Here is a 14,970-nt window from a genome sequence, read left to right as displayed (position 1 = left end):
CGGCTCAGCGCGCCGCCCCGTACAGCAATCCTTTGGGATCGATCTGCGGCTTGCGGCCGGCGACGACGTCGGCCAGGAATTGGCCTGAGCCGCAGGCCATGGTCCAGCCGACATGGCCATGGCCGGTGTCGAGATAGAGGTTGCGGTATTTCGCCTGGCCAATGACCGGCACCGAATTCGGCATCATCGGCCGCAGACCTGCCCATAGCACGGCCTTCTTCTCGTCGAAGGCGCCCGGGAAAAGGTCCTTGCCGGTTTCCAGGATGGTCCTGAAATCGCCGGGCTTGAAGTTGCGGTCGAAGCCGGTGAATTCGGCCGTCGAGGACATGCGCAGTCGATTGCCCAACCTGGAATAGCCGATCAGCCGGTCCTCGTCGGCGCCGCCCATGGTCGGGCCCTTGCTTTCGTCCTCCAGGGGAATCGTCGCGGTATAGCCCTTCACCGGGTAGACCGGCAGGTCGACGCCGTAGCGGCGGCCGAGCAGACCGCTTTCCGGCCCCATGGAGATGACGACGGCGTCACCCGTCACAGGCCCTGCCGAAGTCATGACAGCGCGCACCCGGTCGCCCTCGATGTCGAGGCCCTGGATCGTCGTGCCGAACAGGAATTTGACGCCGAGCTTCTCGGCCGCATAGGCGGCAAGGTTATCCGTGAACTGCTTGGAATCGCCGGTCTGGTCGATCGGCGAATAGATGCCGCCGGCGATCTTTTCCTTCACGCCGGCAAGGCCAGGCTCCAGCTCGACCAGCCGCTCGCGGCCGACGATCTCGATCGGCAGGCCGTGCTCGCCGAGATAGCGGTAATTGTCGGTGCCGGTGTCGAGGCTCTTCTGCGTGCGGAAAAAGTAGAGAATGCCCTTCTTGCGCTCGTCGTAATGGATGCCGGTTTCCTCCGACAGTTGATTGATGCACGCGCGCGAATGGAGCGCGAGTCTCAGCTTGATGTCGGTGTTGGCGCGCAACCGCTTGACGGTGCATTCGCGCAGGAAACGCAGGCTCCAGGCATAGAAATAGGGATCGAGGCGGAGTCTCACCTTGATGCCGAGGTCGTGGTTCCAGAGCGCGCGCAGAAAGGTCTTCAGCGCGGCGGGCGAGGCCCAGGCGGTGGCGTCGCCCGGCGACACCAGGCCGGCATTCGACTGGCTAGTGCCGCGCGCCGCCGTTTCATGGCGCTCGATCACCGTCACCTCGTGACCGTCTTTTGCCAGATAATAGGCGGCCGCCGTGCCAACCACGCCGGCGCCGAGAACCAAGACCTTCATGCCGTCCCCTCAAGATCGAACCGGGCAGCGCGCCTCCGTGCGCTGCCCGAACGAGCCTCAATACCGCGTCTAAACGCGCCGGACGAGCCCTTGGCCCAACAGCTCAGTCTCATTACGCAATTCCGGACGGAAAGCTCCGGCGAAGTCGCCGAACCCAACCGCTACACAGTTTTCCTGGAATCGTTCAGTTTCGTTACGCAATTCCGGACGGAAAACCGCTGCACACTTTTGCTGGAATTGCTTAGTTTCGCGCCGAGTTCTTGGTCGTCAGGATGCGCTCCCAGGCCAAGGCATCGTTGACGATCAGGTCGAGATCGTCGCGCTTCGGCGTCCAGCCGAGTTCCTTGCGCGCAAGCTCCGAATTGGCGACCACGGCGGCGGCGTCGCCCGGCCGGCGATCCCCCATGCGGACATCGAAGTCATGGCCGAAGGCGCGGCGCACACTGTCGATCACCTCGAGCACCGAATAGCCATGGCTGTAGCCGCAATTGGCGACGAGGCTATTTCCCCCCTCGCGCAGCCGCTGCAGCGCCAGCCGGTGCGCTGCGGCGAGGTCGCTGACATGGATGTAGTCGCGCATGCAGGTGCCGTCCGGCGTCGGATAATCATTGCCGAAGACCTGCATGAAGGGGCGCTTGCCGAGCGCGGTCTCGCAGGCGACCTTGATGAGATGCGTGGCGCCCGGCGTCGACTGTCCGGTGCGGCCCTTGGGATCGGCGCCGGCGACATTGAAATAGCGCAGCGCTGTGTAGCGGATGTCGTGCGCGAGCGCCGCGTCGCGCAGCATCCATTCGCTCATCAGCTTGGAAAGGCCATAGGGCGATTCCGGCGCAAGGCGGGCGTCCTCGCGCACCGGCTCCAGCCCGGCGCCGCCATAGACGGCGGCGGTGGAGGAGAAGATGAAATGCGGCACGCCTTCACGCACCGCGGTTTCGATCAGCGTGCGGGTCTTGCAGGTGTTGTTCTCGTAGTAACCGAGCGGGTCGGCAACCGATTCCGGCACCACGATCGAGCCGGCGAAGTGGATGATGGCGTCGACCTTGTTCTCACGGATGATCCGGCCGACCAGGTCGCGGTCGGCGACGGCGCCGACGACCAGCTTTGCTTCCGGAGCCACCGCCCATTCGAAGCCGGTGGAAAGCCGGTCGAGCACCACGACGCTCTCGCCGGCGTCCAGCAGCTCCCAGACCATATGGCTGCCGATATAGCCGGCACCGCCCGTCACCAAAACCGTCATCATCTACCTCGCTGATCAAGATTTATCGGAAACTGTCTCAACAGCCACCGTGCTGGAAACCCCGCCGCAAGCCCGTTAAAGCCTATGTCGTTCTCCAAAATCGCTGTGCACTTTTGGGCGATATGCATACGCCTCCCTATAATGTTAAGTCCGTAACAGTTCCTCCCGTCCGAGGCATCGTACTGAAACAAAGTTGCTTCAAACAGCCGGGAATAGGCCACGATCCGGCATCGTTAGGAACAGGGCCGGGGCGTGGCATTTTGACCGGTTGGGCGCGGTGGACGCAACATAGGCCAATGACTATGATCCGCCGCAAAATTGGGAAGCCGACATGAATTACCAGCGGTTCTTCGAAGATGCGATCGACCAGCTCCACGCCGAGCGTCGCTACCGCGTTTTCGCCGACCTCGAGCGCATGGTGGGCAAATTCCCGCGCGCCATCTGGCGTTCCAATGGCCGCGCCCAGGAAATCACCGTCTGGTGCTCCAACGACTATCTCGGCATGGGCCAGAACGAGGATGTGATCACCGCCTTCCAGGCCGCGGCCGGCAAGATGGGCTCGGGCGCCGGCGGCACCCGCAACATATCCGGAACGTCCAACCCGCTGGTCGAGCTGGAGCATGAGCTCGCCGACCTGCATGACAAGGAAGCAGCACTCGTCTTCACCTCCGGCTTCGTCTCCAACGAGGCTTCGATCTCGACCATCGCCCGGCTTCTGCCCAACTGCCTGATCATCTCGGACGAGCTGAACCATGCCTCGATGATCGAGGGCGTGCGCCGCTCGGGCGCGGAAAAGAAGATCTTCCGCCACAACGACGTCGCGCATCTGGAAAGCCTGCTGCAGGCGGCTGGCCGCGAACGCGCCAAGCTGATCGTCTTCGAAAGCGTCTATTCGATGGACGGCGACATCGCACCGATCAAGCAGATCGTGGAGCTCGCCGAGCGCTACAACGCCATGACCTATATCGACGAAGTCCATGCCGTCGGCATGTACGGACCGCGCGGCGGCGGCATCACCGAGCGCGAAGGCCTGGCCGACCGCGTCGACATCATCCAGGGCACACTGGCCAAGGCCTTCGGCACGCTGGGCGGCTACATCACCGGCACCAGCGCTGTGATCGACGCCGTGCGTTCCTATGCGCCGGGCTTCATCTTCACCACCGCGCTGCCGCCGGCCATCGCCGCCGCCACCACCGCCTCGATTCGCCACCTCAAACGCTCGCAGGCCGAGCGCGACGCGCAGCAGCGCCAGGCAGCCAGGACCAAGCAGGTCCTTTCCGCGGCGGGCTTGCCGGTGATGGAATCGGCCACTCACATCGTGCCGGTGCTGGTCGGCGATCCCGAGCTTTGCAAGATGGCCAGCGACCGCCTGCTCGGCGTGCACGGCATCTACATCCAGCCGATCAACTATCCGACGGTGCCGCGCGGCACCGAGCGGCTGCGCATCACGCCGACGCCGTTTCATTCGGACGCGCTGATCGCCGAGCTGCAGGACGCGCTGGTCGAGACCTGGGATGCGCTGGGCATTCCCTATGCCAACTCCGGTCGTCCCGCCGTCGCCAAGACCGACCGGATCATTCCGCTCCTGGTGCCGAAGTCAGGCGGCTGAAGCCGCCTGTCTCAAACGGTCTTCATCCATTTCGCCAGGCGATGCGCGGCTTCCTCGAGCTGATCGAGGCGGCGGTGGAAGCATAGCCTGAGGAAGGCTTCGCCGCCGGGACCGAAGGCGGTGCCGGGTGCCAGACCGACATTGGCGTTGTCGACGATGTCGAAGGCGGCTTTTCGGGCATCGGTGAGGCCGTCGACCTTGAAAAACAGGTAGAAGGCGCCCTGCGGCACGGTGAACCGCGCTTTGCCGGTTTCGCCGAGGATGCCGCAGACGAGGTCGCGCGCGGCATGCGCGCGCTCCACCTGTTCGGCGATGAAGCCGTCGCCCTCGTCGAGGGCCACGACCGCGCCGCGCTGCATGAACTGGGCGACGCCCGAGGTCGAGTACTGGATCAGGTTTTCGAACACCTGCTGCAAGGCGGGATGGGTCTTGATCCAGCCGACGCGCCAGCCAGTCATCGCCCAGTTCTTGGAGAAGCTGTTGACGAACAGAATGCGGTCTTCGGGCGTGGCGACGTCGAGGAAGGAGGGCGCGCGGCCACGGCCGTAGTGGAACAGCGAATAGATTTCGTCGGCGATGATCCACAGGCCCTTTTGCCGGGCGAGATCGAGGATCGCCTGGAGGGTCTCCTTGTCGGCCGTCCAGCCGGTCGGATTGGACGGCGTGTTGATGAACAACAGCTTCGTGCGCGGCGTGATCGCGGAGGCGATCTTGTCGACGTCGCAGGACCAGCCATTGCCGGACTGGTCGAGGGTGACCGGCACCGGCACGGCGCCCGCCACGCCGGCGGCCGCGGCGAAGTTCGGCCAGGCAGGCGAGAGGTAGATCACCTCGTCGCCGCTGCCGGCGATCGCGTCGATGGCCAGTTGGATGGCATGCATGCCGGATCCGGTGACGATGAACTCTTCCTCGGCGAAGGTTTTGCCGAAATGCCTGGCGTAGTAGCGGGCGAGCGCCTGCCTGAGCGCGGGGATGCCCTTCTGCCAGGTGTAGAACGTCTCGCCGTCGGCCAGTCCTTTGGCGGCGGCATCGCTGATGAAGGCCGGCGTCGGCAGATCGCCCTCACCGGCCCAGAGTGGGATCAGGCCTTCGCGCAGGCGGCCGTGATTGATGACGGCGACGATGCCGCTTTCCGGTGCGGCGCGCGCTTCGGCGCGCAGCGTCTCGATAATGGTCATGGGCAGATCCGCGTTCGTGTCGGCACGGCTATTATCAGATCGATGAAAAGAAAACCCCGGCCGCCAAGGGCCGGGGTTTTGGTCCAGAACGCTCGCCGAAGATTATCTCTTGGCGAGCAGGTCGCGGATTTCGGTCAGAAGCTGCACATCGGCCGGCGGCGGAGCAGCGGCAGCGGCGGGCTTCTCGCGCTCCAGGCGCTTGCGCAGGTTGTTCACCGCCTTGACCATCAGGAAGATGATGAAGGCCAGGATCAGGAAGTTCAGCACGACGGTGATGAAGGAGCCGTAGGCGAAAACGGCGCCCTCCTTCTTGGCGTCGGCCAGCGCGGTCGCGTGGACGTTCGAGGACAGTCCGAAGAAGTAGTTGTTGAAGTCCAATCCGCCGAAAATCGCGCCGACGATCGGCATGATGATGTCGCCGACCAGCGAATCGACGATCTTGGAGAAGGCCGCGCCGATGATGACACCGACGGCCAAGTCCATCACATTGCCCTTGGAGATGAATTCCTGGAACTCTTTCAGCATTTGTCCCTCCTTGATGGGCCGCGCTGCCGCCTCACCAGTGTCCTTCGGCGCCGGCCCGCGCCCACCATAACAAAAACCCCCGGTTGCAAAACCGGAAAAAAGGCGAAAGCACCGGTTTGTGTTTACGCAGCGTCATCAACAGGATATGCGCCAAAAGCCGCGATGGACTTGGGCCCCAAGCTGTGATTGCGTTTGGCTAGGCTGGGGTGGAGACCGGGTTTGAATTAAGAATAGAGCATGATGTCGCCCGAAAACCGCTTCCCACTTTTCGGCATCATGCTCTAGGAGGAAGTGCGGACCGTGCAGGGCTGGTTCGTCGTCATCATCGCGATCGCCTATGTGACGCTGCTCTTCGCCATCGCCAGCGTCGGCGACCGGCGTTCGGCTACGATCGGCCTGGGCCGGGCACGGCCTTTCATCTATGCGCTCAGCCTCGCCATCTACTGCACCTCCTGGACCTTTTTCGGCTCGGTCGGCCTGTCCTCCGAGCGCGGCCTCGAATTCCTCGGCATCTATACCGGCCCGGTGCTGGTCTTCGTGTTCGGCTTCCCGCTGCTCAACCGCATGATCCGGCTGGCAAAAAGCGAGAAGATCACCTCGATCGCCGACTTCCTCGGCGCCCGCTACGGCAAGAGCTTCACCGTCGCGGCGATCGCGACGCTGATCGCCACCATCGGCGCGGTGCCCTATATCGCGCTGCAGCTCAAGGCGATCTCGGGCTCCGTCAGCCTGATGGTCGAGCACTATACCGGTTCGCCGCCCTCCTTCGACCCGTTCGTCAGCGATATCTCGCTCGTGGTGGCGATGTTGCTGGCGCTGTTCGCGGTGCTGTTCGGCACCCGCCATGCCGACGCGACGGAACATCAGGACGGGCTGGTTCTGGCGGTGGCTGTCGAGACCGTGGTCAAGCTCGCCGCCTTCATCGCCATCGGCCTGATGGTGACGTTCCTGATCTTCGGCGGGCCCGGCGACATGTTCGCCAGGCTTGCCGGAAATGGCCAGGTGCGCCAAGCGATGAGCTACAGCACTTCTTTGGCCACCTGGCTGGTGCTGACCGGCCTGAGCGGCTTTGCCGTGCTGATGCTGCCGCGGCAGTTCTACGTCACCATCGTCGAGAACCGCAGCGAGGCGGAGCTGCGCACCGCGACCTGGGTGTTCCCGCTCTATCTCGTGGCGATCAACCTCTTCGTGCTGCCGATCGCCTTTGCCGGCCTGTCGCTGGTCGGCACGAAAACCAGCAGCGACCTTTACGTGCTGTCGCTGCCGCTGCTCAGTGGGCATGATCTGCTCGCGATGGCCGCCTTCGTCGGCGGCCTTTCGGCGGCAACCGCCATGGTGATCGTCGAGAGCGTCGCGCTGTCGATCATGATCTCCAACGATCTCGTCATCCCGTTGTTCGTTCGCCGGGTGCTCAAGACCAGTTCCTCGGAGAACGAGGACTGGTCGACGCTGATCCTCAACGTGCGCCGCGCCTCGATCTTCATCTTGCTGTTCATCGCCTTCCTCTACTACCGCGAGAGCACCAACAGCGCGCGGCTATCCTCGATCGGCCTGATGTCGTTTGCCGCGATTGCGCAATTTTCGCCGGCGCTGATCGGCGGGCTGATCTGGCGGCGCGCCAATGGCCGGGGCGCCGCGCTCGGCATGGTCGCCGGCATCGCCGTCTGGGGCTACACGCTGCTGCTTCCTTCGCTCGTCGGTCCCTCTACCGACATCGTGGTCCATGGCCTGTTCGGCTTCGAGGCGCTGAGGCCGCAGGCGCTGTTCGGCACCGTGGGCGAGCCGCTGAACCACGGCGTGCTGTGGAGCCTCTCGGTCAACGCGCTGTTTTTTGTCCTCGGCTCCCTCTCCCGCGCATCCGTGCCGCTGGAGCGCATCCAGGCGGCGATCTTCGTGCCGCGCGAGGCTGGCCCGATGCCCAGCCTCAGGCGCTTCCGCACCGCCGTCACCGTCAACGACCTGAAGGATACGATCTCGCGCTATCTCGGCGTCGAGCGCACGGAGCGCTCGTTCCAATCCTTCGAAAGGGACGCGAAAGTCTCCCTGCACGGCACCGAACAGGCCAGCATGGATGTCATCCGCTTCTCGGAGCAGTTGCTGGCGAGCGCCGTCGGCTCTTCCTCGGCGCGGCTCATCCTGTCGCTGCTGTTCCGCCGCAACGACCGCGACTCCAAGGATGCCTTCAAGCTGCTCGACGACGCCACCGAGGCGCTGCAGCACAATCGCGACCTCTTGCAGATCGCGCTCGACCAGATGGAGCAAGGCATCACCGTCTTCGATCGCGATTTCCGGCTGATCTGCTGGAACCGGCAATACCGGCTGCTGTTCGACCTGCCGGACGAGATGGGCCAGGTCGGCGTGTCGCTCGACCGGATCCTGCGCCATCTCGCCGAGCGCGGCGATATTCCCGCCGACCAGCGCGTGACGACGCTCAACCGGCTGACCAGCTTCGCCGGCCCGTGGCAGATGGAGCTGAAGACCAGCGGCCGCATCCTGGAGCTGCGTTCCAACCCGATGCCGGACGGTGGCATCGTCGCCACCTATGCCGACATTTCCGGCCGCGTCGAACAGGACCTGGCGCTGAAGCGAGCCAATGAATCGCTGGAGCAGCGAGTCAAGACCCGCACCATCGAGCTCACCCGCGTCAACGAGGAGCTGGCGCAGGCGCAGATGCTGGCCGAGGAAGCCAATCTCGGCAAGACGCGCTTTCTCGCCGCCGCGGGCCACGACATCCTGCAGCCGCTCAACGCGGCGCGCCTCTATTGCTCGTCGCTGATCGAGAAGGCGGGCAAGGGACCGGCCGGGAAGGCCGCCGTCAACATCGAATCCTCGCTGGAATCGGTCGAGACCATCCTCGGCGCGGTGCTCGACATCTCGCGGCTCGACGCCGGCGCGATGAAGCCCGAGAACGCCGCCTTCAATCTCGGCGGACTGCTCGGCCAGATCGGCAACGATTTTCGCCCGCTTGCCGCTGAAAAGAAGCTCGAACTCACGATCATGCCATCCTCGCTCGGCGTCATGACCGACCGCAATCTGCTGCGTCGGCTGATCCAGAACCTGGTCTCGAATGCCATCAAATACACGCGCGAGGGCCGCATCCTGGTTGGAGTGCGCCGGTGCGGCGAACTGGCCGAGATCCAGGTGATCGACACCGGCATCGGTATTGCCGGCGACAAGCTCAACACGGTCTTCCACGAGTTCACACGTCTCGATGAGGGCGTGCGCGAGGCCGAAGGCCTTGGCCTGGGACTCTCCATCGTCGACCGCATCGCCAGGGTGCTGAGGCTCGAGATCCGCATCTACTCCAACCCCGGCAAGGGCACGCGCTTTTCCGTCATCCTGCCGGTCGCGGCGGTCGCCACGCCGCCACGCGAGGCCGGTAAGCCCCCGGCCCGCTTCGCCTCGACGCTTGCCGGGCTCAATGTGCTTTGCATCGACAACGACGCGCGCATCCTCGACGGCATGCGGCTGCTGCTCGAAGGCTGGGGATGCCATGTGGAGACGGCTTCGGGATCAGGCGATCTCGTGAAGCCCGGCGCGCCGAAGCCGGACCTGGTGCTGGCCGACTATCATCTCGACGGCAGCACCGGGCTCGATGCGGTCGCCACGCTACGCGCCGCCTACGGACAGGACCTTGCCTGCGTGCTGGTCACCGCCGACCGCTCCAGCGAGGTGCGCGCGGCTGCCGGCCGGCTCGACATTCCGGTCGTCAACAAGCCGCTGAAGCCGGCCGTGCTGCGCTCGATGATGGCGCGCGTCAGGCCGCTGGCGCCGGCGGCGGAGTGATCGACTGCTCTCAGCCGCGATGGCCGAGACTTCGGAGATAGGCGCAGAACATGTCGGCGAGCGCGTCGGAATAGGCTTCGATCTCAGCCGATGTCCGCTCCTTTTCCGAGAAATCGGCTCCCACGGCGCCCAGGGTTTTCATGACCAATTCGCTGGTCATGGCGCGGACGGCAGCGGAGGCGTCAGGCAGGGTCTCTCGCATGAAGGCCTCGACGGTGCGATTGGCCATCGCCTTCACCTCCTCAGCCTCGGGCGCATCGCGATAGAGCGGCGCGGCATCGTTCAGCGCGCCGCGCACCGCCGCCTCCTCGCATTCCGAGCGGATGAAGGCATGCACCAACGTTCTTATCCGTTCGAGCGGCGATAGCTCGACGTCCTCAAGAATGCCGCACAAGAGCTCGGTCGTCTGGCGCCATTCGTCGCGCTGCAGACGAAACAGCAACGCCGCCTTGTTCGGGAAATACTGGTAGAGCGAGCCGACGCTGACGCCGGCTTTTTCGGCGACGCGTGTCGTGGTGAATCTCTGCGCCCCCTCGCTCGCCAAAACCTGAGTAGCCGCCTGCAGAATCGCCGCGACGAGGTCCGTGGCGCGTGCCTGCTTTGGCTGTTTTCGGGTGGAAATTGAAGGGCTTGGGCGTTGGATCATGGCCGCGCTCGGAAATGCGAATTGGAAACCTGAAGGATTATTCGTATTTTTCGAGGCAAGACAAGAACCCGCCCGGAGACAGCCATGACCACCTTGACCGGAACCCCGCTCGCGCCCTTGCTCAACCGCCTGTTCAAGGAAGCCGATGCGGCGACCAGCCCGGCGATCGCCCGCTACTCTCGCGAGGAACGGACGCGCCTCATCCACAGCAAGACCGAATATCGCCAGTTCTACGGCAGCCTGAAGGACCTGTGGCTTGCGGTCTCGCCGGAGACCGGCACGCTGCTCTACATGCTGGCGCGCAGCACCGGCGCGCGCATCATCGTCGAATTCGGCACTTCGTTCGGCATCTCGACGCTCTATCTCGCCGCGGCGCTGCGCGACAATGGCGGCGGCCGCCTGATCACCACGGAATTCGAGCCGTCCAAGGTGGTGCGGGCCAAGTCCAACCTGATGGAAGGCGGCCTCGTCGACCTGGTGGAGATCCGCGAGGGCGACGCGCTGGAAACGCTGAGCAAGGACCTGCCCAACCGGATAGACCTCCTGCTGCTTGACGGCGCCAAGGCGCTCTATCCGGAGATACTGAGCCTGGTCGAGAGCCGGCTCAGGCCGGGCGCGCTGGTCATCGCCGACAATGCCGACTTCTCGCCCGACTATCTTGAGCGGGTGCGCGCGCCGGCCGGCGGTTACATGTCGACGCCGTTCGGCGACGACGTGGAGCTGTCGATGCGGCTCAACTGAACGCGCTTCAACAATAAACCCATGCTGTCCGTCGGACAGCCGTAGGCGTTTACGTCAACCAACGCGCAATCCCGGCTTTCGGGCCCCTCGGCCTCCGAGCCTTTGACGCGTAGGTGACATCATGACCATTCTGCCATCGTCCTGGCGCGGGCTGCCGCGCCCGGCCCTGCTCGGGCTCTTCCTGTTCTTCTGCGCCGGTTTCGCCGACGGCGCGCTGGTGCCCTTCTTTCCGCTCTGGGCGAGCGGCGAGGCGAACATCCCGATCGGGGCGATCGGCCTTTTGTTCGCCTGCTACGCCGGCGGCGAGTTGATCGCCGCGCCGCTGATCGGCGGCATCGCCGACCGGATCGGCCGGCGGCCGGTGCTGATCCTGTCCTCGCTCGGCGTCGGCTGCGGCTTCGTCGCGCTGTTCTTCGTTCACGGTGTCGCCGCCACCGCGATCGTGCTGCTTTTGACCGGCATGTGCGAGTCGGTGCTGCACCCGACGATCTTCACGGCAATCGCTGATGTGACCGAGCCCTCAGCGCATCCGCGCTGGTTCGGCATGGCGAGGGTGAGCTCGAGCGCCGGGCAGATCCTCGGCCCGGCTTGCGGCGCGCTGCTGGCGCTTGTTTCGCTCGGCAGCGTGTTCCTGGCCGGCGCCGGCATGCTCATCCTTGGCGGCATCGTCATGCTCATCGCATTCGCCGAGACACGTGGCAGCGGGCGTGCCGAAAGAGAACCTGCGGAAGCGGAGGACGAGGAAGGCCTGTCGGCGCTGCTGCCGGCTTTCCGCGACGGCCGCCTGGCGAAGCTGCTCGCCTGGGTCGTGCTGTTCGAAGTTTCCGGCAACTGGATCGAGGCCGTCATTCCGCTCTATGCGCAGGATGCCGGCACGCTCAGCCCGTCCGGTGTCGGCGCGCTGTTTGCCTATGCGGCCGCCCTGACAGTCGGGTTGCAGATGCTGGTCAGCCGCTTTGCCGAGGCGCGATCGGCGCTTTGGCTGGCAGCCGGCGCCGGCATCTCGACCATCGCCGCCTTTGCGCTGCTGGCGACCTCGCCGACGATACTGTCGCTGATCGCCGCCGTCAGCCTTTACGCGGTGGCGCAGATGCTGGTCGGGCCGCTGGTGCCGACGGCCGTCAACGCGCTGGCGCCACCGGCGCGGCGCGCCTCCTACATGGCCGCTTCGTCTGTAGCTGTCGACCTCAAGGACTCGCTCGGGCCGTCGATCGGCACGGCACTCTATGCGCTGGCGCCGCGCCTGCCCTGGATCGCCGGCATTCCGCTGGTGGCCATCGCCTCGCTTGGCCTCGGCGCTGCGATCGGGCTAGCGCGGAACTCCGCGGACATCGCCGAGGATGAGGCGATGCCGGGCTCGGCTGTCGAAAACTACCGCTGAGGCATCACGGCCAGGACCGCACAGGCCGGCAGCCTCAGATGGAGCCGTCGGCCAATTGCGATTGGCGGAAGCGGGGCTTCGCGCCATTGGCAGTTGGACGATGCTCGCGAAACGCCATGGCAAGTGTGCGCAGCGCCTCGCGCGATTGCGGATCGGAGAGCGTGGAAAGCAGGAGGATTTCGGTCGCCGGCAGCGGCGGCAGGCCGAATTTGCGGCTGACCTCGATGGTGCCTGGCGGGGCGAGCCGGCAGGAGAAGACCGCCGCGGCAAGGCCTGCCGAAACGGCTTCCGCGACGGCGAAGGAACCGCAGCCCAGGAAAACTTGCGTCCACGGTATGCCGACCGCGTCGAGCGCGCCGGTAACGATGTCGCGGATGCTGCAGGAGGGCGCGGAAGCGGCCAGCCGCAGCGGCTCTCCGGCGCGATAGACGAAATCCGGCGTGGCGTACCAGCCGAAATGCTCTGGCGCCAACACCTCGCCGTCGCGGCGGTCGTCCTCGCGCCGCACGATCGCGGCGTCGAGCTCGCCGCGATCGAAGGCAGCGAGCAGGTCGCGTGAATCGTCCAGACGCACCTCGATGGTCAAGGCCGGATCATGCGCGCTGAGCCGCGCCAGCAAGGTCGGCACCTCGGCGCCGCCGACATGGGTGGCGATGCCCAGCCGGAAATGGCGGCGAACAGCCGTGAGGCTGGCGACCGCGCGGTCATGCGCGGCAAGCAGCTCGCGCGCCGGCTCCAGGAACACCGCGCCGCGTGCCGAAAGGCGCACCAGCCTCGGCGTCCGCTCGATCAGTCTTTCGCCGATCCGATCCTCCAGCCGCTTAAGCTTGACGCTGATCGCGCCCTGGGTGCTGCCGAGAGCCTCGGCGGCGCGCGTGAAGCTGCGCAAGTCGGCGACGGTGACGAAGGCTTTTACCGCATCTACGTCCAGCGTCATGTCAGCTATCCTGTTTTGCTGTCTCGGAAATAGCCAACCATGCAATTCTAAAATGATCAAGCCTGCCCTAACGTGGGTTGGGCGCAACGGCAAACGGCCATCCGGTTTCGCCCTGCCCCAAGCAATTCAAGACCAAGGAATTCGAGAGGTTTGACCATGGCACCTGCCCTCACGAGCCGAGGCATCGTCGTTCTGTTCGCCGCATGTCTTGCCTGCCTGATGTTCGGGCTGGAGATATCGAGCGTCCCGACCGTCCTGCCGACCCTGGAACAGGTGCTCAAAGCGGACTTCAAGCAACTGCAATGGGTAATGAACGCCTATACCATCGCCGTGACGACCGTGCTGATGGCGGTCGGCACCATTGCTGATCGTTATGGGCGCAAGCGCGTCTTCCTGGTCTCGATCGCCGCCTTCGGGCTCGCCTCGCTGATCTGCGGCCTGGCGGACAACATCTCGACCCTGATCGTCGCCCGATTCCTGCAGGGCCTGAGCGGCGGCGCGATGCTGATCTGCCAGCTCGCCGTGCTGTCGCACGAATTCCAGGAAGGCCGAGAACGCGCGGTCGCCTGGGGCTGGTGGGGCGTCATCTTCGGCGTCGGCCTCGGTTTCGGCCCGATCATCGGCGGCGGCATCGTCGCCGTATCGAGCTGGCAGTGGGTGTTCCTCATCCATGTGGCGCTTGCGATCGTCGCCTTCGTGCTTGCGTTGGGCGGCGTCCGTGAATCGAAGGATCCGCAAGCAGGCAGGCTGGACCTCGCCGGCATCCTGACGCTGTCGCCTTCGGTCTTCTGCCTCGTCTTCTACATCACGCAGGGACCGGAGCTTGGCTTCGCCAGCCCGGCCGCCCTGGCGATCCTTGGCCTGTCGATCGCGAGTTTCGTGGCCTTCCTCGTCGCCGAAAGGGTCAGCAAGCGGCCGATGTTCGACTTTTCGGTTTTCCGCATCCGTCCGTTTTCCGGCGCGATCGTCGGCTCGGCGGCGATGAACCTGAGCTATTGGCCGTTCATGATCTATCTGCCGATCTGGTTCCATGCAGGTCTCGGCCTGGACAGCTTCGCCACCGGCCTTGCCTTGCTCGCCTACACGCTGCCGACGCTGGTCATGCCGCCTTTGGCCGAGCGGCTATCGCTTCGCTACCGGCCCGGCGTCATCATCCCGGCGGGGCTTGCAACCATCGGCATCGGCTTCTTCCTGATGAAGTGGGGCAGTGCGGCGGCTCATGCCAGCTGGCTGACCATGCTGCCGGGATGCCTGATCGCGGGCGCCGGCCTCGGCATCACCAACACGCCGGTCACCAATACCACCACCGGCTCGGTTTCGCGCAACCGCGCCGGGATGGCGTCCGGCATCGACATGAGCGCGCGCATGGTCTCGCTTGCCGTGAACATCGCGGTGATGGGCTTCATCCTGGCGAGCGGTGTGCTCTCGCATCTGATAGTCATGCTGCCCGATCGCGACAGCGCAAGGCTTTATCAATTCGCCCAGGCCATCGCGGCCGGCAATCCGGTACCGGGGCTGCCGGACAAGGTCGCGCAGAACGCGCTGGCAAACGGCTTTGGCTGGGTGATGCTCTATGGCGGCATCGGCGTATGGATCATGGCGGCGATCGGCTTTGCCATCTTCAAGGCACGACCGCTACGGCATGAGGCGGTTCAGCGCCCGGACTGAA

Annotated in this window: 11 protein-coding genes; 5 read left to right on the top strand and 6 right to left on the bottom strand. The window is 65.0% G+C overall.

Annotated features, from left to right (window positions below; genetic code table 11):
- Positions 1–4: 4 nt before the first annotated feature.
- Complete coding sequence (locus tag LB572_RS01345; RefSeq protein WP_224666396.1) at positions 5–1,261, bottom strand: D-amino acid dehydrogenase; 1,257 nt, start codon at positions 1,259–1,261, stop codon at positions 5–7.
- A gap of 241 nt (positions 1,262–1,502) precedes the next feature.
- A complete protein-coding gene (galE, locus tag LB572_RS01340; RefSeq protein WP_224666395.1) occupies positions 1,503–2,498 on the bottom strand; it encodes a UDP-glucose 4-epimerase GalE in 996 nt (331 codons plus the stop codon).
- 331 nt (positions 2,499–2,829) lie between these two features.
- Here galE and hemA point away from each other — a divergent pair, with 331 nt between their 5' ends.
- Positions 2,830–4,107, top strand: coding sequence for a 5-aminolevulinate synthase (gene hemA, locus LB572_RS01335; RefSeq protein ID WP_224666394.1), 1,278 nt, complete (start codon positions 2,830–2,832; stop codon positions 4,105–4,107).
- 11 nt (positions 4,108–4,118) lie between these two features.
- On the opposite strand, the gene LB572_RS01330 is transcribed toward hemA, so the two are convergent.
- Together LB572_RS01330 and mscL are read right to left on the bottom strand one after the other, a co-directional pair.
- A complete protein-coding gene (locus LB572_RS01330; RefSeq protein WP_224666393.1) occupies positions 4,119–5,285 on the bottom strand; it encodes a pyridoxal phosphate-dependent aminotransferase in 1,167 nt (388 codons plus the stop codon).
- A 102-nt stretch (positions 5,286–5,387) separates the two neighbouring features.
- Positions 5,388–5,810, bottom strand: coding sequence for a large conductance mechanosensitive channel protein MscL (mscL, locus tag LB572_RS01325; RefSeq protein WP_140807008.1), 423 nt, complete (start codon positions 5,808–5,810; stop codon positions 5,388–5,390).
- Positions 5,811–6,110: 300 nt separating this feature from the next.
- Between mscL and LB572_RS01320 the strand changes: the two genes are divergently transcribed.
- A complete protein-coding gene (locus tag LB572_RS01320; protein WP_224666583.1) occupies positions 6,111–9,596 on the top strand; it encodes a PAS-domain containing protein in 3,486 nt (1,161 codons plus the stop codon).
- Between the two features lie 10 nt (positions 9,597–9,606).
- On the opposite strand, the gene LB572_RS01315 is transcribed toward LB572_RS01320, so the two are convergent.
- Entirely contained in the window at positions 9,607–10,242 is a 636-nt protein-coding gene (locus LB572_RS01315) for a TetR family transcriptional regulator (protein WP_224666392.1), read from the bottom strand.
- Between the two features lie 84 nt (positions 10,243–10,326).
- Here LB572_RS01315 and LB572_RS01310 point away from each other — a divergent pair, with 84 nt between their 5' ends.
- Both LB572_RS01310 and LB572_RS01305 read left to right on the top strand, forming a co-directional pair.
- Positions 10,327–10,983 (top strand): O-methyltransferase, encoded by a 657-nt coding sequence (locus LB572_RS01310; protein ID WP_224666391.1) that lies wholly within the window; start codon positions 10,327–10,329, stop codon positions 10,981–10,983.
- A 121-nt stretch (positions 10,984–11,104) separates the two neighbouring features.
- Positions 11,105–12,364, top strand: a complete 1,260-nt coding sequence (locus LB572_RS01305; protein ID WP_224666390.1) for an MDR family MFS transporter — start codon at positions 11,105–11,107, stop codon at positions 12,362–12,364.
- A gap of 34 nt (positions 12,365–12,398) precedes the next feature.
- Here the strand turns inward: LB572_RS01305 and LB572_RS01300 are convergent, their stop codons facing one another.
- Entirely contained in the window at positions 12,399–13,301 is a 903-nt protein-coding gene (locus LB572_RS01300; RefSeq protein WP_224666389.1) for a LysR family transcriptional regulator, read from the bottom strand.
- Positions 13,302–13,457: 156 nt separating this feature from the next.
- Between LB572_RS01300 and LB572_RS01295 the strand changes: the two genes are divergently transcribed.
- Positions 13,458–14,969, top strand: a complete 1,512-nt coding sequence (locus LB572_RS01295; RefSeq protein WP_224666388.1) for an MFS transporter — start codon at positions 13,458–13,460, stop codon at positions 14,967–14,969.
- Position 14,970: the final 1 nt, after the last annotated feature.

Source organism: Mesorhizobium sp. BH1-1-5 (assembly GCF_020165615.1).
Classification (GTDB): Bacteria; Pseudomonadota; Alphaproteobacteria; order Rhizobiales; family Rhizobiaceae; genus Mesorhizobium.
The sequence above is the reverse complement of the archived record's forward strand: the minus strand, read 5'-3'. Positions and strand labels throughout refer to the sequence as shown.